This window comes from Endozoicomonas arenosclerae, from assembly GCF_001562015.1.
GTDB classification, from domain to species: Bacteria; Pseudomonadota; Gammaproteobacteria; order Pseudomonadales; family Endozoicomonadaceae; genus Endozoicomonas_A; species Endozoicomonas_A arenosclerae.
In genome coordinates, this window is sequence record NZ_LASA01000002.1 from 19777 (window position 1) to 35438 (window position 15662).

Sequence of the window (15662 nt, forward strand, 5' to 3'; positions counted from 1 at the left end):
AACCACACCGCAGATTTTAAGAAGGGGATATCAATGGCCCGTACCGTACATTGCGTAAAACTCAAGAAAGAAGCCGAAGGTCTTGCTGTACCGCCCCTGCCGGGTCCAAAGGGACAGTGGGTTTATGAAAATGTCTCCCAGGCGGCATGGACAGAGTGGCAAGCTCATCAAACCCGCTTGATCAACGAAAAGCACCTTAGCCTGCTGGATCCTGAAACCCGCAAATATCTGACCGAACAAATGGACAAGTTCTTTGCCGGCGAGGACTATGATGCGGCTGAAGGCTTTGTTCCTGAGCAGAAGTAACCTTGATCGAATGAGCTGACGATCGTAGTGCCGGATAGCTTATCTTTTTATCGGCTTCCGGCTCTCTGCTTATCTGACTTCAGTCTGTCAGCATTAGAGGAGGTGGATAAACTGCAACCCTGCCACCCCAAGAAGCATGAATACCAGGGATGCTGAGAATAAAGGGTATCACCTGGCTGACAGGCATCTGGAAGAGTCCGTGCCTTAAACTGAACACCAGCGCACGCCTGGAACTCTGGATATAGATACCAATATTATTGACTTCATGACAGTCTGTAATGAGGATTCTGGTTCCTACCGGCTGCCTGAGAACCAGACTTGCAGCAGCATTAGCAAACGCAGACTGGGTACCAAAATGACTCTGGTTTGAAGACAGCCACATTGCCTGAATCCGTCGTATTACTGAAATTAAATCAGAGCTGGCCAAAGCCGTTACAAAGCCATTATCTCCCGGCAACATCCAACCAGGGTTGACCAACCAGGAATTCAGCAAAATCTGCTGCAGTTCAGATTGACTGATCTGCTGCGCAGGCGAATGGCCAAGCAGGAAACGGATGCCATCATTATCCTGCCGATCAGAAAAAACCTTCAAACGAATCACACCCTTCAAGTGCTCCCAGAAATCTTTCTCCCTCCCTTCACTCTCTCCCTCATCCAGAAGTCTACCGACTACGACCTGAACCGCCCTCACAACAACTTGCCCGTAAAATGGCAGATTCTGATAGAGATAGCTTCCTGCCTGATTAAGCTTTCTGGATACAACACCTCCAGGCTGGATTGGAACAATCGCCCCTTCAGTTAACAATGGACGACTTGAGACACAGCAAGCACAGGCCCCTCCCTGACACCCGGGTTGATGCACAAACGGCACTAAATCCTGATCTTTATCGTTGTCATCATCCAGCAGCTCCTCCTCATCTTCCTCTTCATCTTCATCATCGCTAAAACCAGGGGAAGGCGGATCATCGTCAGTATCCAGACAGTGTTCCAGTGACACTTTTTCTTCTTCGCCTTCCTCCAGATTCATGTCAGGGGTGCCAGAAGCTTTCCCGTTTTTATTTTTAGGCACATGAGCCGCCTGTACAGAAAAAATCAGCGTCATCAACAACAAGCAGAACAATGATCGTAAGGTCAACATAGACATTTCCCGACTGAAACATCCATGTGAATAAGCATTTTTATTCAAGAGGCATAAATATAGCGGAGATGCAGAGCCTGACTTTATAATAGATACAACCACCCTCTATTGGTCTTACCCATGAAAATCAAAGACATTTCCATCTCCAACAACAAAAAGAAGCAGATTCTTTCTGCCATCAATGATCACTCTATTCTCTTTCAGGAAGAAGATGGCGACATTGTTGTGGACACTCGTGCTTACCAGACATACAAGGAAGAAAAAGGTCAGGCGCCTATTGAAGAGATAACAGAACTTGAGTCCCTGGAAGAACTGGCAGACTACGTCGTTTTTCAATAGAAACCTGGCTTCACATCCGTGTTCGCATTTCTAAACGATTAATCCACCCTGCTTTTTTCGATCAAACAGCCATGAGCCGAAAATGCAGCTCACCCCGCAGCATGAAAATGGCTACGGTCCTGATAATGCTGCATTTTCATAGTAAAAAGTGGAAAATCGGTATACCCGACTTGACTCCGGGTAGTGAAATCCGTTTAATACGCCTCGCACACCTTCTCGTGTGAAAAAGCTGTGACATGCCTGGGTAGCTCAGTTGGTAGAGCAGCGGATTGAAAATCCGCGTGTCGGTGGTTCGATTCCGCCCCTAGGCACCATCTCTTCGATGGTACCAAGTCGTCAAAAGCAGTTCAGCCTGGATAGCTCAGTTGGTAGAGCAGCGGATTGAAAATCCGCGTGTCGATGGTTCGATTCCGTCTCTAGGCACCATATCAAAAAGCCTCGCATTAGCGAGGCTTTTTTGTTTTTGTCTGACTCATTCTCTCCAGTACTGAAAACAGCTAATATGAAACAAGAGTGTGAACCCCTGAGCTGTTATCCATGAACCGTCGTAAGAAAGGCAACCAGATCTTAAAGGCCAAAGCCAAAAGGGCTAAGTCTAAACTGGCCCCTAAAAGCAACAAGCCCAAGTACATCAGTAAAGCTGAGCGTGCCAGGCTAGAGTCAGAAGAAGCCAGTCAGGAATCGCCTCAGGATACTGAGGGCAGTTAAACCGCCCTCGCACACCATACAATCTTGCCAACCACCGGGTTCTCTTCCAACTTTTTCAAATCCAGAGTCCAGCCAGGATATTCAGGGTTATCACTGGTAATACTCAACTCATGCTGGTTTTGCTTAACTCTCTTGGCCATCAAGCCATCTTCCGTCTGAATCAGATAGACCGCTTCACTCTGGACTGACTTACGAGACATATCCACCAGCACCTGATCACCGTCCTGAAAAGTGGGCAGCATACTGTCTCCACTGATGGTAACGAATGCCAGGTTTTCACCTGACACTCCCAGCTGGCGACTCAGAAAAGCTTTGTTAAAAGCAAAATAATCACTGACTTCTTCATTTTGAACAGCCGCGCCCATCCCGGCACTGGCCTGGACATCAAACATGGGGGCATAAACAATTTCTTTGCTGCCTGAAGTCTCTGAAATCTGCCCACTGTCGTTTTGGTCACCGGTCAGCAACCAGTTCAGGTCAACACGAAAGTCATCATACAGACTCTCCAGATAAGCCATGGATGGCCGACTGGTTCCACGACAGATTTTATAGATATGAGAGGCGGACTTGCCTGTCATTTCAGCAAACTGCTTTTTGTTTCCCTGTGTCAGACGATCCACTATCAACTGAAATCGACGCGCGAAAGCGTTTGCCATACTCTGAATTTTCCTGAACGAGAATAAAACACCGCATTATACAACAGCAGGTTCGATACTAGATGGGAGAAATGAAAAGAGCGGCCGAATTAGCCGCTCTTTTTTAGTGCAGACTGTGTTTAGCTGGTTTCTGCCACAGCAGGGGCTTTTTCTTCAGACTGTATTTGTCGGGAGGCTTTTTCCAAAGCTTCCTGAGCAAACTTTTCGGCCTTCTCTTCCTCTTCAGCGACTCTCATCAACTCTCGCTTGAGATAGAAGCCTGCCAGGCAGAGCATTACACCGGTCACTGACGCAATCAGAGCCAAAGAGCCAAACCATAGCAGTGCCACTACACCCACCATTTTACGGTCAACATCGGTGGGAGACTCCATGCCATAAGCATACATTGCCATGCGATAGATCTGATTCTGATTGATCAGTCGATTAATTTCAGACTGGATATTGCGCTGATCATTACGTAGCAAAAATACCTTGTCTTCAATGTCTACAACCTGAGCATTAATCACATCCAGCTGCTGCTGTTTATCTTCAACATAACCGGACAGCTCTTTCTCCTGGCTCAGCTTGATACCCATATAACGGGAGCGACTGCTTTCAGCATTGGCAACGACATCATTCTGAAGCTTCACATTAGCCGCTTCACGATTGATTATTTCCTGTTTCTTGCTTTCGATACGCTCATTGATGTCTGTAATTCGACCTTCGTACTTGCTGTTGGTGAACTCGATCTGCTGCTTCATCTGATCTTCCATGTTCGCCTGCTTGGTCAGGGCATCCCCCCCAAGATAGCCGGTGGTGATCTGATCGATTTGCTTGTTCTTGTCCGCAATCAGGCGACGGTACTTATTATCGACAGCAGTACGCGTCAGGAAGCTGGCATCGTCCAGCTCTCTGGCCATTTCAGCTTTCAATGCTGCCAGTTCAGCTAACAAGCGATCTTTTTCAGTTCTGCTGTCTGAGAGATTATCCAACAGCAAGGCGGAAAAACGATCTTCGATACCCTGTCGTTCAGTATTCCAGTCTTCGTAGTAACCGTCCCTTTTCTCAATCAGGTCCTGGATTTCTGTATCCAGCTCTTCCTGGAAAGAGTAATCGATACCCGACAGAATGGATTCAGTTTTGGCATTTACCTTATTGACACGGGTCCTGAAAGATTCATCAATAGACAGCTGTTGAGACTCAATTTCCTGGTTTAAATCGGATTCCGTGAATACCTGAACCCTCTCTTGTCTTCGATTCAACAAGGCAACTTCAGACTCAATATTCTCAATATCGTTCTTGCGGGTATCGATGGCGTAGTTGAGGTTGGAGAAGTTTCTTTCAAAGCCCGCCATCATCGTTTCAAACGTTACGACACACAGACACAAGACGAAGAAAAGGAAAAGACTGCGCCAAAACAGGTTTTTCACCGACATAAAGGCAAAGGTCAGCGGAATCTTGCAAAGCTCTGCCGCCGCCATCATCAGGAAGGGTAATCCCGCGACCAGAATAGAAGAGCTGTGGCCCAGAAGGTTGACAGATTCCTGATCCAAATAGGATTGATTGGCAGAGATGGAAACAACGATGGAGATGGATAAACCGATCAGTACGGCAATGACTTCGATAGTCCAGGCCAGGCGAATCAAAAAGCTCGCATAGCCCTCATTATACTTCTTGGAAAAGTTCATTTTCTGAACAGCCCTGATTGTTATTTTTTAAAAATCTTCCTTAATCTGACTGGGTTAGAAGTGGTTTACATCGCTGCAAATCGACATCTTTCACTCAGCAGTCCGGCCATTGTAACGGCTATATCACTGATTTAAAGCCTGATTTTTCTGCAAAGCGATGTCTTGTGAACCGGTTACTACTTAAGTCGCTTGCAACACAAGGGGTCACCACAAGAAGAACAGATGGAACTTTTTTCTGGAAAAAGAGTCCAAGCCGTCAGGAAACTCATCATAAGGAAGTGCAACTGTGTACCAAGTAACCTCATCCGCCTGTTACTCGAGTCCCAATAGTGAATCAGCTATTGGCCGAGAGGCTAAACCAACCACAACTCCCTCTCAATCAGCTGCGGTATTTGACCTCAAGCACAAACTCATCAAGTGTACAAAGCTGTCTGAAGAACTAGAGCAGCTGACGATGGTCATATGCTCAACTCGCCCCAGCGCCAAGGATCATGAAGAAAAACGACTTCAATGGCTCAAACTGGGAGCATCTCTGGACGCCGTCACAGAGTTAAAGGAAGCTTTGATAGAAAGATCATTCAGCAATTCAAAGACGGCTGGTTGCTCTGGAAGATGTAAAAACTACAACTTTTTCAACTGAAAGCCGCTCCCCCACACTTCACGGGAAGCATGAGCAAAGCGATTTAGCGAATCTGGATACTCTCAAACAAAGACTTATCAGATGCACAAAACTATTTGAAGATCTACAACACCTGACGACAGTAATACTCTCAACGACACCTGATGCAAAGAGTCTCAAAGATCTGCGGAAGCAAATGCTTGAGTTGGAGTCATCTCTGGAAGCTGTGACAGCTCTGAAGAATGACTTGATGGCAGAATCAATCAGTATTCAGAAACAATTGATCTCTCTCACAGATATTCATGCCTCTTCAGCATCCTTTGAGAGTCCCTTTTCCTCTGTCGACCAGCCATGTGAACTAAGAGATTCAGGTGCCCTACTTGAGCTCAAGCGCAAGCTCATCAAATGTACAGACCTGCTCGATAAACTGGGGCAACTAACAACCGAGCTACTCTCAATCCAGCCTGACGGAAAGAGCCTCAGAGAAAAACAGAAGCAATTATTTGAACTGGGCTCATTCCAGAAAACCATCACAATGTTGAAGGACGAACTGTTATCTGAATCATTAAGTGCTCAGCAACAACTGATCACTCTCTTAGAAACTCAATCCATTTCCCCGACATCATCGAATTACTCCCTTCATTTGTCCGATGAGTCCAGGATTTTCGTTACTTTTGAAGCGTAAAGCCTTGCATGGAGTTAGGAGAAAAGCCCCTCAAAGTGGTCCGGCACCTGTGCCAGACCACTGACCTCATAGTCAAACATCAGCATTGCTGTTTTAGCTATCGCTACAACACGACCACTGACTTTTTCCTTAACTTGATAGACAAAGTCACAGCCATACTTCTGAAAAGCCTGCGCAGTTATATCAATCACCAGTGTTTCACCATGTTTGGCTTCACTCTTATAAATGACCGCTAAATCTGCATTTATCAGCCCTTTGCTTTCAGATTCTATCGTGTTCAGGCCTGGCTGTTTCAGATAGCGGGTTCTGGCTTCATTGATAATCCCAACGAGCGAGTCATTGCCCATATGTCCGGCGGCATTAACATGACAGTAAAGCACTTCCACTTCGGTACTGAATGCAAACTGCTCAGGTATTTCAACTTCGACTCTGGCCATTTTGTATTTCTCTTGGATGATGGGCAAATGATCTTCGGCAGGCAGAATAACAATAAAGTCAGATAACCAGAATTTCCAGTTGAGACACCTTACTTCTCTAACTCTTAAGCCAGATAGCTGAGAGAGCTAAGTGTAAAGAGAAGCTGAGCGAACTCTCAGAGTTTGTGTCGTAAACAGTGATAGTCCGCTAACGAACCACACATCAGAGCCTATTGTTATCTCTTGTTTCACTGCTGATATCATCCGGGATAGCAGTATGAATCCTGCTGGAAAAATCCGAAGCGGACATTTCAATCATTCGAACATCACTGAAAAGCCCTTCATAAGAGCGAATGTCGGTGTAGATAAGATTCCCCTGCGGTGTGACTGTAATTCCCCTTGGGCACAAACCGGTGTGCAGGCTCAGACTGATCGTCGAAATAAACAAATTCAGGCCGTTACCCGCAAAATGATAAATTCTGCCACTCTCAGCATCTACCATAGAAATTCGGTTCGGGTTGTCTTCCTGAGCAATATAAAGGTTGTCTTTACTGTCAATTGCAATGCCATACAAATCACCCAAAGCGGCCTGGGTGGCCAGTGTTCCATTCGGACTTTTGCCACTCAGCCCGATGCCAGCATACACCGACAGTTTTTTAGTCGATGGCTTCCAGACGGTAATCTGATTGTGGTAGAGATGACCGTCGATAGAATACCAACTGGCGTAAAGGTTTCCCTTTGAATCGACAGCAATATCATCCGGTATATTTTTAGGAACGGTAAATAGAAGTACAGGTGAAGCACCTTTGGGGAATTTATAAAACCCGACCCCTTTGAGTGCATTGCTGGCCGCTGCATAATAAATAGTGTCATGTCGGTCAACAGTAATGGCCAAAACCAGATAAGAACCCTCTGGCGTTTTGGTCAGCACCTGACAATGACCGGTATCAGGGTCAATTAACCCAAGCACTGGCTTAGATTCGTTATCCTTGATACTGACCGGATTAAAACCGACCACCAATTTCTGGTCAGAAGTCGCCGAAAGAGCAAAAGAGCCATTCATATCAGGGCAGGTTGATTGATCATAATGCAGCGTTGCTACTGCTTTTTCTGACGTTACCTGCTCGACCTGGCCATCGTGAAAAAAGATTCTTCCATCTGCTAATTTAACCGGATTATCGGGCCAGGCCCCGGCAGCAACACCATGCAAAAGTGTTTTGACCCAGTAATCCTTAACCGTAGTACTTTTCTGAAGAGTAGGTGCACCATAAGCCAATGGCACAATCAGGAAAAAGCCGAGAGAGAGAAGTTTCACACTAACTCCGATTTATACCAAATGAAAAAGCATAGCCCATGTGTTGTGATTAATCTGAAGATTCATTCACCCAAACACTTGAATACAACGGTCAATGGCTCAGGTGACAAGGAAAACATTAACCTTCAAGAAGGTATTGCAGGCTTGTTGTGGTTCAGCCTTTTGGAATGGGCAGATATACTCTGCCCATGACTTTCCAGCTACGCCCTTACCAAAAAGAAGCCGTATCCAGTGTGATACAGCATTTTCGCAAAAGTGATGACCCTGCACTTGTGGTTTTACCCACCGGCGCCGGCAAAAGCCTGGTGATCAGTGAGCTTGGGCGTATTGCCCGTGGCCGGGTTCTTGTACTGGCTCACGTAAAAGAGCTGGTCGAACAGAACCATGCGAAGTACGAAAGCTATGATCTCAAAGCCTCTATCTTCAGTGCAGGACTGGGCAGGCAAGAAGCTTCTGAACAGGTTGTGTTTGGCAGTGTACAATCCGTAGTCAGAAATCTGGATCAGTTTGATGACGACAACTTCACCCTGCTGGTTATTGATGAGTGTCATCGGGTTTCTCTGGAGAAAAGTTCCAGCTATCACAAAGTCATAGAACATCTGCGCAAGCTCAATCCCAGACTGAAAATACTGGGATTAACGGCAACACCCTACCGTCTTGGAATGGGCTGGCTCTACCAGCACTATCTACCCGGAAATAAGAAAGGCACCCAGCGAACAAAGGAAGAACGTTTTTTCAAAAGTTGTATCTATGAACTTCCATTGTCGTACATGATTAAAAATGGCTTTCTTACACCGGCAAAACTAATCGATGCACCGGTTATTTTTTACGACTTTAGCCTCTTATCAAGAGATTCATTTGGCCGATACAGCGAAAACGACCTGAATAAACTGCTCAAAGGTGAGGGTCGGGCTACACAACAGATCATTGCCCAGGTAGTGAAAGAATCAGAAGACCGCAAAGGCGTGATGATCTTTGCCTCTACCGTAGACCATGCCAGGGAAATCATGGGTTACTTGCCCGAGTCTGAAACCGCCCTGATTATTGGCGATACAGCTACGAAAGAGCGGGATAGCCTGATCGAAGCCTTCAAGGCTCAAAAGTTGAAATATCTGGTCAACGTTTCGGTACTGACCACAGGGTTTGATGCCCCCCATGTCGACCTGATTGCTATTTTACGCCCAACAGAATCCGTCAGCCTTTATCAGCAGATTGTTGGCCGTGGACTTCGCCTTGCAGAAGGAAAGGAAGACTGCCTGGTCATGGACTTTGCCGGCAATCGCTATGACCTGTATAGCCCTGAAATAGGCAGCCCAAAGCCGGACTCCAAATCGGTTCCAGTCACGGTCCCCTGCCCGGCTTGTGGCCATGAGAACAGCTTTTGGGGCATCGTAGACGGTGATGGTGATCTGGTCGAACACTATGGCCGCCGTTGTCAGGGCATTGAAGAGTTTGAGGGAGAGATTGTTCAATGCGACTTCCGCTACCGTTTCAAAGAGTGCGACCAATGCGGTGCCGAGAACGATATTGCAGCCCGAAAATGTCACCAGTGCAGAAAAGCTCTGGTAGATCCGGACAAAAAGCTGCGAGATGCCCTAAACCTCAAAGACTGTATGGTTTTACGCTGTTCTGGCATGACTCTGGAATCAGAACTCAAAGGCAGTACTCCCAGAATCAAGATCACCTATTACGATGAGGACGGAGCCACTGTCAGTGAGATTTTCCGACTCGATACGCCTGCCCAACAAGGGGCGTTCTACCATCATTTTGGCAAGCATGCGCTGATCAACCGTGCAGAGCCATTCCGAGCAAATTCTGTGGATGCGGTCATCAGTCAGAAAAAGAAGTTTCGCAAACCGGATTTTGTCATTGCCCGAAAAGAGAAACATTACTGGTCAGTGATTGATAAACTCTTCGACTATGAAGGCAATTTCCGCAAGGCTTATGAGGCAGAATAAGTCTTGTGTCGTTCGATTGATTCCTTCATGATGAAACTTCAACTTGTTATCAACCTATAGAAATAAGAGGAGGCTCTACCTTATGTGTGAATTAAATTACGCACACTTATTTGGGTTTAGCAGCCGCTCAAGCTTTACCGGTATCGTGCTGCGATAACCCTGCTTGAGCGGAATCAATCACTGACAAAGCACTAGAGTCTATTCCCTCTGGCTTACCAGGTTATCGTCAGCAAAGTATGACGAAGGCATTCTTATGCCTGTAAATCTTGAGTAAGCAATGAGCACTTTACTATCTGCACAATCTGTCTCCTACGACCTGACTTCCGGCCCTTTGCTGGAGAATCTTTCGTTCACCCTGAAAAAAGGTGGTCGCATTGGCCTGATTGGCCACAACGGTTGTGGGAAGAGTACCCTGTTAAAACTTCTGACCGGACAACTGCAAGCCCGTTCAGGCTCAATATCCCTGTCAAAACAGTGCCTTATGGCAGCTGTTGAACAGCACCTTCCAGAATCAATAAGTCCGCTCACTCTGATTGAAGCGGTTAAAGCACAACTGCCTGAAACTTCCCGAGAGGATGAGGCCTGGAAAGCTGAACTGCAGCTCTCGGAGATGGGGTTTTCAGAGCAGGACTGGTTGTTACAAGCCGCGACCCTAAGTGGTGGTGAACATACCCGGTTAATGCTGGCCCGAGCCTTGATTCTGGAGCCTGACCTGCTGGTTCTGGATGAACCCAGCAACCATCTGGACTTGCCAACCCTGCTCTGGCTGGAACAGTTTCTCAAACAATGGAAAGGCAGCTTTATTCTTGTCTCTCATGATCAAAGGCTTCTGGATCAAGTGACAAATACTACCTGGATACTCCGGGCAGGCCAGATGCATTGCTTTCAACTTTCCTGCTCCAGAGCAAGAAAAGCTCTGGACGATCAGGATGAAGCGGATCGTCTGAAGCGCCAATCTGAACAGAAAGAAATTGACCGCATTGAGAGCAGTGCCAAAAGGCTGGCTCTCTGGGGCAAGGTATACGACAACGAAGACCTTTCCCGAAAAGCCAAAAGCATGGAGAAACGCATTGACCGACTGAAAGACCAGCAAACCGATCAGCCCGCTATCTCACCCTGGCAATTAAAGCTAAGTGGTGAAGCCCTGAAAGCAGACCGACTTTTGGCTCTGAATAATATGGATGTCAAACCAGCAGCTGATGCCAAAACCCTGTTCACATTGCTGCAAAAACAGGTCAAAAGCCGGGACCGTATCGCCCTGGTAGGGCGCAATGGCTGTGGCAAGTCATCCCTGATTCGTCAGCTCTGGTCAAGCTTTCAAAAGCAAAGCAATGAAGCCATCCTTTTTCATCCTCGTTGTGAGACCGGCTACTATGACCAGTCGCTTCAGCAGTTGCGGAATGAAGACAGTCTGATGGAGGCGCTGCGCCAGTTTGCTCCATTGCCGGATGAACAACGCAAAATGGCACTGATCAGTGCCGGCTACGCCTATGACCGCCATGATCAGAAAGTTTCACAGCTTAGCGGCGGTGAACGTTCCAGACTCTTGTTTGTTGGCTTGTCACTGGCCAGGTATCAGCTGCTGTTTCTGGATGAGCCTACCAATCATCTGGATCTGGAAGGCAAAGACGAGCTGGCTGAAACACTAAAAACGTTTGCAGGAGGCTTTCTGCTGGTCAGTCATGATCGGGATCTGATTGAAACAAGCTGTAATCGTTTCTGGGTGATTCATCAGGGCCAGCTGGAAGAGTTCCATGATCCTGAGCAGGCTTATTCTGTTCTTCTTGATTCAGAAGCAAGCCCTGAAAGTCAGGTTCAAAAGCCTTCATCTTCTGCCATTCAGAAAAACAGCTCGATGGATGAAGAGTCTCTGCTTGAGCGACTAATCGAGCTGGAAGCCAAGCTGCAGGATGACCTGGCCAGAAAGCCTAAACATCAAAAGCCTGAGAAGCAGCTGATCTGGCAACAGGAGATTCAGCAGATCCAAAGCCAGTTGAGTTTAATCTGATACTTTGCGCCAGCAATTTTGCTGGCGCTTTTTTAACCTATTTGGTGCATAGAGCGTTTTGACGCACTTTATAAAGACTTTTTTCAAAAACTGCCTTGCTGACACGATAAGCCCTCCCGCATTAATTAATTTATTAAAAATCATACAGTTAATTATTAAATTCCAATTCGGGCATCATTTTTGCCTTGCTGATTTTGACGAATAAGAAAAACAGCGAGAAGGAACTATGGCTTATATCGAACCCGATGAGTTTGTCACCAAAATGGTGGATTCTGGCGAGTCCAAGGTCTTTATGTCGACCAAAGACACATTTATCCGGGCCTTTATGGCCGGGGCTATCCTGGGACTGGCTGCTATTTTTGCCATTACGGTCACTATAAAGACTGGCTCCCCCCTGATTGGCGCTCTGCTGTTCCCGATCGGATTTATCATGCTGTACCTGATGAAGTTTGACTTGTTAACGGGTGTATTCACCCTTGTGCCACTGGCTTTGATCGATAAACGACCCGGTGTTGATATGAGAGGCTTGCTCAGAAACTGGGGATTAGTCTTTCTGGGTAATTTTGCCGGCGCCCTGACCACAGCTTTTTTTGTGTCGTTTATTCTGACTTATGGCTACAGCATTGATGGTGGAGCCATAGCAGCAAAAGTCTCAGCCATTGGAGAATCAAGAACCCTGGGTTATCAGGAGCACGGTCTTGCGGGCTGGTTAACCATCTTTGTTCGGGGAATGCTGTGTAACTGGATGGTATCCATGGGTGTTGTCGGCGCCATGATCTCAACTTCAGCAGGCGCCAAAATGGTCGCCATGTGGATGCCCATCATGCTGTTTTTCTTTATGGGCTTTGAGCACTCTATCGTCAATATGTTCCTGTTCCCCTTCTCCATGATCATGGGTGGAGAATTCACCGTTATGGATTACCTCCTCTGGAATGAGCTGCCAACTGCACTGGGTAACCTGGTCGGCGGTTTCCTTCTGGTAGGCCTGCCACTTTATCTGACTCATGTAAGAACCAGTCCGGAACGTGAGCTTGCTTGATCAGGCGGGAAAAACCATGAACAAACTTGAAATGACAGAAGCCATTGTTCTTGCCAAAGCAGAGAAGCAATTAACCTGGGAACAGTTTGGTCATGACCTTGGCTGCTCACCGGTCTGGCTGGCATCTGCCTGCCTTGGCATGAACAGTGCACCAGAAGATAAAGCTCTGGCTATAGCGGAATACCTGGGACTGGGTTCCGAAGTAGTCAACGCGTTAAAAGAGTACCCCACCAAGGTATGGGATCAGACTGTGCCAACAGATCCGCTGATTTATCGTCTATACGAAGTTGTGGGTGTCTACGGGGAAACGTTAAAGGAGGTTATTCAGGAAAAATTTGGTGATGGCATTATGAGTGCCATTGATTTTTCAATGGATGTTGAAAAGGAGGTAGACCCTAAAGGAGACCGAGTAATACTCACCATGAATGGTAAATTTCTTCCCTATAATTCATGGTAGTCATGTCCTTAATCTATGAGCTGTTCAGCCCCCTCATAATACAGACCAGTTATGAGGGGGCTTCGAATACTTACCCAATGAACAGGCTGTACAGCTCTACCTATTCTGAACAGCAATATCAAAATCAAAAATATGAACACTGCCAGATTGGGTCGGGGTTTATAGGGGAAATAAGAAGTTTTGATCCAGACCCCTAATGATCTACAGCCCGCAACTCACCTGCTATGAGTCATTCTGATGACAGATAGTGAACGGTTCTGCAGTACATACCGGTTGATCTGATTACGAAAGCAAAGCACTATCCAACCCAATGTAATCTGAGCCTTTTGTTATACCTATGCTGGAAAAAAGCAATCTGTTGACCGAGATAGGTCGAATGCTGCCTTCCCTTGTATTGGGTGAGTGTCTGGATATTCGATCCTACAAACGAAATCGAACCATAGTTATATGCAGGGAAGACGTCACTCACTATCTTCTCATTGAAAATGGTTTTGTTCAGCAAGACATGAAAGGCAGTGAAGCCTTTATTCTCAAGGCTTTGAAAAAGGTTGTAAAAAAAGAGTTCCCCCGCAGCAACAAACTCAGAATTTACCGGGAGGGTGTCACTGATCCCTATGCTCTGAGTACTCTGAAGCGTAAGACCCTATGATTCCTTTGAATGGTTCAATGCCCAGAGTGTTGAAAGATATCGAGTTACTTTGCCCCGGCAACGGATTGAGTATCCTCAGCTACAAGAAAGATCGTGGCCTGCATGTTGATGCCATTTCCGAAAGTGTTTACATGATTACGGAGTTTGGTTACTTCAATCAGGAATGGGAAGTGGACTACTCACTGTTAAAAAAGCAGCTAAAGCGTATTTTTAAACGCGAATTCCCTCGCTCACGATTCATCTACCTAAAGCCTCGGGGAAAAAAACAGGCACAGAATCAAAGAGAATTATTCTGATCGTTCAGCGGGATCGTTGTTTAAACCAAAAACCCATCGATTTTTTAGATCTGTATCCCACAATATTTCTGATTTTATTCGAATTTATGATGCTTTACGCTTCTCACATAAGATAGAGGAGTGCCTGCATGTCCGCCTGGAAAAATAACAATTCGAGCTATGGAAGGATCAGTATCATTATTCACTGGGTCAGTGCTCTGGCAGTCTTTTCACTGTTTGGCGTCGGTCTGTATATGATGTCATTGTCGTACTATGACCCACTCTACCGCACACTTCCCTGGTGGCATAAAAGCTTTGGTATCACCCTTTTTGCCCTGACTGTTTTCAGATTGGTATGGAAACTGGCCAACCCAGCCCCCAAACCTTTATCTAATCACACCCAATCCACCGTCCTTATGGCCAAACTGGGCCACTATCTGATCTATCTGCTGATGTTTGGCATCATGGTCAGTGGATACTTGATCAGTACCGCCGATGGACGAGGGATTTCTGTTTTCGACTGGTTCGAAGTCCCAGCATTGATCACAGGAATAGAAGGACAGGAAGACCTGGCCGGTGAAGTCCACTTCTACCTGGCCTGGACACTGGTGATTGTTGCAGCAGGGCATGGTCTTGCGGCAATAAAACACCACCTGATCGACAAAGACGACACATTGAAGCGAATGATAAAAACCACGGAGTAATTACCTTGAACGCACTTAAAAAAATACTTGCAGCTTCCGCCCTTTCAGCCGCTGCCATGGGCCTGTCTGTCCCGGCTATGGCTGCCGATTATGCGATTGATACCAAAGGGGCTCACGCCTTTATCAATTTCAAAATCAGCCACCTGGGCTATAGCTGGCTGCATGGTAACTTCGAAGACTTCAGCGGAAACTTCACATTTGATGAAAAAGACCCATCCAAATCCAAAGTGGATGTCACCATCAAAACCGCCTCCGTCGACAGCAGCCATGCTGAACGTGACAAACACCTTCGCGGCAGCGACTTCCTGAATGTCAGCAAATTCCCTGAAGCTCGCTTTGTCAGCACCAAAATTGAAACAACCGATGGCGAGAACGCCAAAATTTATGGCAATTTCACCCTGAAAGGCATTACCAAAGAGATCGTGATTGATGCCATCAAGATTGGTGAAGGCAAAGATCCATGGGGCGGATATCGTGCTGGCTTCAGTGGTACCACCACCCTGGCTATGAAAGACTTCAAAATGATGGATCTCGGACCCGCTTCTTCTACTATCTATCTCACTCTCGAAGTAGAAGGTATTCGCCAGTAATATCTAAAAGCCGGTTCTGCCGGCTTTATCTATTTTAACCTTTTGAAAATAAACACCTTTTTCTAATTCCTTTAGATTCCCCACCCTCAAAGACAACCAGGCTTTTGGTTTCAGTGAACTCTGGAGTGTCTGG

The 15662-nt window shown here is 46.5% G+C and carries 18 protein-coding genes and 2 tRNA genes; 15 read left to right on the top strand and 5 right to left on the bottom strand.

Annotated features, from left to right (window positions below; translation table 11 throughout):
- Positions 1-33: 33 nt before the first annotated feature.
- Positions 34-306: an oxidative damage protection protein gene (locus WG89_RS00200; RefSeq protein WP_062260004.1), complete on the top strand. Its 273-nt coding sequence runs from the start codon at positions 34-36 to the stop codon at positions 304-306.
- A gap of 79 nt (positions 307-385) precedes the next feature.
- Here WG89_RS00200 and WG89_RS00205 read toward each other — a convergent pair whose 3' ends face one another.
- Positions 386-1444: a hypothetical protein gene (locus WG89_RS00205; protein ID WP_153301325.1), complete on the bottom strand. Its 1059-nt coding sequence runs from the start codon at positions 1442-1444 to the stop codon at positions 386-388.
- Between the two features lie 120 nt (positions 1445-1564).
- On the opposite strand from WG89_RS00205, the gene WG89_RS00210 reads away from it, so the two are divergent.
- The 4 genes from WG89_RS00210 to WG89_RS29095 all read left to right on the top strand — a co-directional run bounded on the left by WG89_RS00210 (position 1565) and on the right by WG89_RS29095 (position 2491).
- Positions 1565-1783 (top strand): hypothetical protein, encoded by a 219-nt coding sequence (locus WG89_RS00210; protein ID WP_153301326.1) that lies wholly within the window; start codon positions 1565-1567, stop codon positions 1781-1783.
- 238 nt (positions 1784-2021) lie between these two features.
- Positions 2022-2097 (top strand) — tRNA-Phe (locus WG89_RS00215).
- Positions 2098-2133: 36 nt separating this feature from the next.
- Positions 2134-2209 (top strand) — tRNA-Phe (locus WG89_RS00220).
- Positions 2210-2320: 111 nt separating this feature from the next.
- Positions 2321-2491 carry a DUF2986 domain-containing protein gene (locus WG89_RS29095; protein WP_079253580.1) on the top strand — a complete coding sequence of 57 codons (171 nt, stop codon included), beginning with the start codon at positions 2321-2323 and terminating at the stop codon, positions 2489-2491.
- Here WG89_RS29095 and WG89_RS00225 read toward each other — a convergent pair.
- Complete coding sequence (locus tag WG89_RS00225) at positions 2488-3147, bottom strand: XRE family transcriptional regulator (protein ID WP_062260008.1); 660 nt, start codon at positions 3145-3147, stop codon at positions 2488-2490. The genes WG89_RS29095 and WG89_RS00225 overlap by 4 nt on opposite strands.
- 119 nt (positions 3148-3266) lie before the next feature.
- Entirely contained in the window at positions 3267-4814 is a 1548-nt protein-coding gene (locus tag WG89_RS00230; RefSeq protein WP_216638407.1) for a coiled-coil domain-containing protein, read from the bottom strand.
- A gap of 286 nt (positions 4815-5100) precedes the next feature.
- Here WG89_RS00230 and WG89_RS00235 point away from each other — a divergent pair, with 286 nt between their 5' ends.
- Both WG89_RS00235 and WG89_RS00240 read left to right on the top strand, forming a co-directional pair.
- A complete protein-coding gene (locus tag WG89_RS00235; RefSeq protein WP_062260010.1) occupies positions 5101-5454 on the top strand; it encodes a hypothetical protein in 354 nt (117 codons plus the stop codon).
- A gap of 175 nt (positions 5455-5629) precedes the next feature.
- On the top strand, positions 5630-6118 hold the full coding sequence (locus tag WG89_RS00240) for a hypothetical protein (RefSeq protein ID WP_062260011.1): 489 nt from the start codon (positions 5630-5632) through the stop codon (positions 6116-6118).
- 14 nt (positions 6119-6132) lie between these two features.
- Here the strand turns inward: WG89_RS00240 and WG89_RS00245 are convergent, their stop codons facing one another.
- Both WG89_RS00245 and WG89_RS00250 read right to left on the bottom strand, forming a co-directional pair.
- Positions 6133-6555 (bottom strand): acyl-CoA thioesterase, encoded by a 423-nt coding sequence (locus WG89_RS00245; RefSeq protein WP_062260013.1) that lies wholly within the window; start codon positions 6553-6555, stop codon positions 6133-6135.
- Between the two features lie 202 nt (positions 6556-6757).
- Positions 6758-7849 (bottom strand): NHL repeat-containing protein, encoded by a 1092-nt coding sequence (locus WG89_RS00250; protein ID WP_062260014.1) that lies wholly within the window; start codon positions 7847-7849, stop codon positions 6758-6760.
- A gap of 167 nt (positions 7850-8016) precedes the next feature.
- Between WG89_RS00250 and radD the strand changes: the two genes are divergently transcribed.
- From radD to WG89_RS00290, 8 genes are all read left to right on the top strand, one after another.
- On the top strand, positions 8017-9807 hold the full coding sequence (gene radD, locus WG89_RS00255; RefSeq protein ID WP_245662847.1) for a DNA repair helicase RadD: 1791 nt from the start codon (positions 8017-8019) through the stop codon (positions 9805-9807).
- 277 nt (positions 9808-10084) lie between these two features.
- Positions 10085-11815 (top strand): ABC-F family ATP-binding cassette domain-containing protein, encoded by a 1731-nt coding sequence (locus WG89_RS00260; protein WP_062260020.1) that lies wholly within the window; start codon positions 10085-10087, stop codon positions 11813-11815.
- A gap of 226 nt (positions 11816-12041) precedes the next feature.
- Positions 12042-12854, top strand: coding sequence for a formate/nitrite transporter family protein (locus WG89_RS00265; protein WP_062260023.1), 813 nt, complete (start codon positions 12042-12044; stop codon positions 12852-12854).
- A 16-nt stretch (positions 12855-12870) separates the two neighbouring features.
- On the top strand, positions 12871-13311 hold the full coding sequence (gene cynS / locus WG89_RS00270) for a cyanase (protein WP_062260060.1): 441 nt from the start codon (positions 12871-12873) through the stop codon (positions 13309-13311).
- A gap of 376 nt (positions 13312-13687) precedes the next feature.
- Positions 13688-13960, top strand: coding sequence for a hypothetical protein (locus WG89_RS00275; protein WP_172806657.1), 273 nt, complete (start codon positions 13688-13690; stop codon positions 13958-13960).
- On the top strand, positions 13957-14256 hold the full coding sequence (locus WG89_RS00280) for a hypothetical protein (RefSeq protein WP_062260026.1): 300 nt from the start codon (positions 13957-13959) through the stop codon (positions 14254-14256). Before WG89_RS00275 ends, WG89_RS00280 begins: the two co-directional genes overlap by 4 nt.
- Before the next feature lie 128 nt (positions 14257-14384).
- Positions 14385-14939, top strand: coding sequence for a cytochrome b (locus tag WG89_RS00285; RefSeq protein ID WP_062260028.1), 555 nt, complete (start codon positions 14385-14387; stop codon positions 14937-14939).
- 5 nt (positions 14940-14944) lie between these two features.
- On the top strand, positions 14945-15529 hold the full coding sequence (locus WG89_RS00290; RefSeq protein WP_245662848.1) for a YceI family protein: 585 nt from the start codon (positions 14945-14947) through the stop codon (positions 15527-15529).
- Positions 15530-15662 lie beyond the last annotated feature (133 nt).

What these genes read in the sequence shown, in the direction of transcription:
- WG89_RS00210 (WP_153301326.1), top strand. Translation starts at nt 1,565, where the DNA reads ATGAAAATCAAAGACATTTCCATCTCCAACAACAAAAAGAAGCAGATT.
- radD (WP_245662847.1), top strand. Translation starts at nt 8,017, where the DNA reads ATGGGCAGATATACTCTGCCCATGACTTTCCAGCTACGCCCTTACCAA.
- WG89_RS00225 (WP_062260008.1), bottom strand. Translation starts at nt 3,147, where the DNA reads ATGGCAAACGCTTTCGCGCGTCGATTTCAGTTGATAGTGGATCGTCTG.
- WG89_RS00200 (WP_062260004.1), top strand. Translation starts at nt 34, where the DNA reads ATGGCCCGTACCGTACATTGCGTAAAACTCAAGAAAGAAGCCGAAGGT.
- WG89_RS00260 (WP_062260020.1), top strand. Translation starts at nt 10,085, where the DNA reads ATGAGCACTTTACTATCTGCACAATCTGTCTCCTACGACCTGACTTCC.
- WG89_RS00245 (WP_062260013.1), bottom strand. Translation starts at nt 6,555, where the DNA reads ATGGCCAGAGTCGAAGTTGAAATACCTGAGCAGTTTGCATTCAGTACC.
- WG89_RS29095 (WP_079253580.1), top strand. Translation starts at nt 2,321, where the DNA reads ATGAACCGTCGTAAGAAAGGCAACCAGATCTTAAAGGCCAAAGCCAAA.
- WG89_RS00205 (WP_153301325.1), bottom strand. Translation starts at nt 1,444, where the DNA reads ATGTTGACCTTACGATCATTGTTCTGCTTGTTGTTGATGACGCTGATT.
- WG89_RS00230 (WP_216638407.1), bottom strand. Translation starts at nt 4,814, where the DNA reads ATGAACTTTTCCAAGAAGTATAATGAGGGCTATGCGAGCTTTTTGATT.
- WG89_RS00240 (WP_062260011.1), top strand. Translation starts at nt 5,630, where the DNA reads ATGCTTGAGTTGGAGTCATCTCTGGAAGCTGTGACAGCTCTGAAGAAT.
- WG89_RS00265 (WP_062260023.1), top strand. Translation starts at nt 12,042, where the DNA reads ATGGCTTATATCGAACCCGATGAGTTTGTCACCAAAATGGTGGATTCT.
- cynS (WP_062260060.1), top strand. Translation starts at nt 12,871, where the DNA reads ATGAACAAACTTGAAATGACAGAAGCCATTGTTCTTGCCAAAGCAGAG.
- WG89_RS00285 (WP_062260028.1), top strand. Translation starts at nt 14,385, where the DNA reads ATGTCCGCCTGGAAAAATAACAATTCGAGCTATGGAAGGATCAGTATC.
- WG89_RS00280 (WP_062260026.1), top strand. Translation starts at nt 13,957, where the DNA reads ATGATTCCTTTGAATGGTTCAATGCCCAGAGTGTTGAAAGATATCGAG.
- WG89_RS00275 (WP_172806657.1), top strand. Translation starts at nt 13,688, where the DNA reads ATGCTGCCTTCCCTTGTATTGGGTGAGTGTCTGGATATTCGATCCTAC.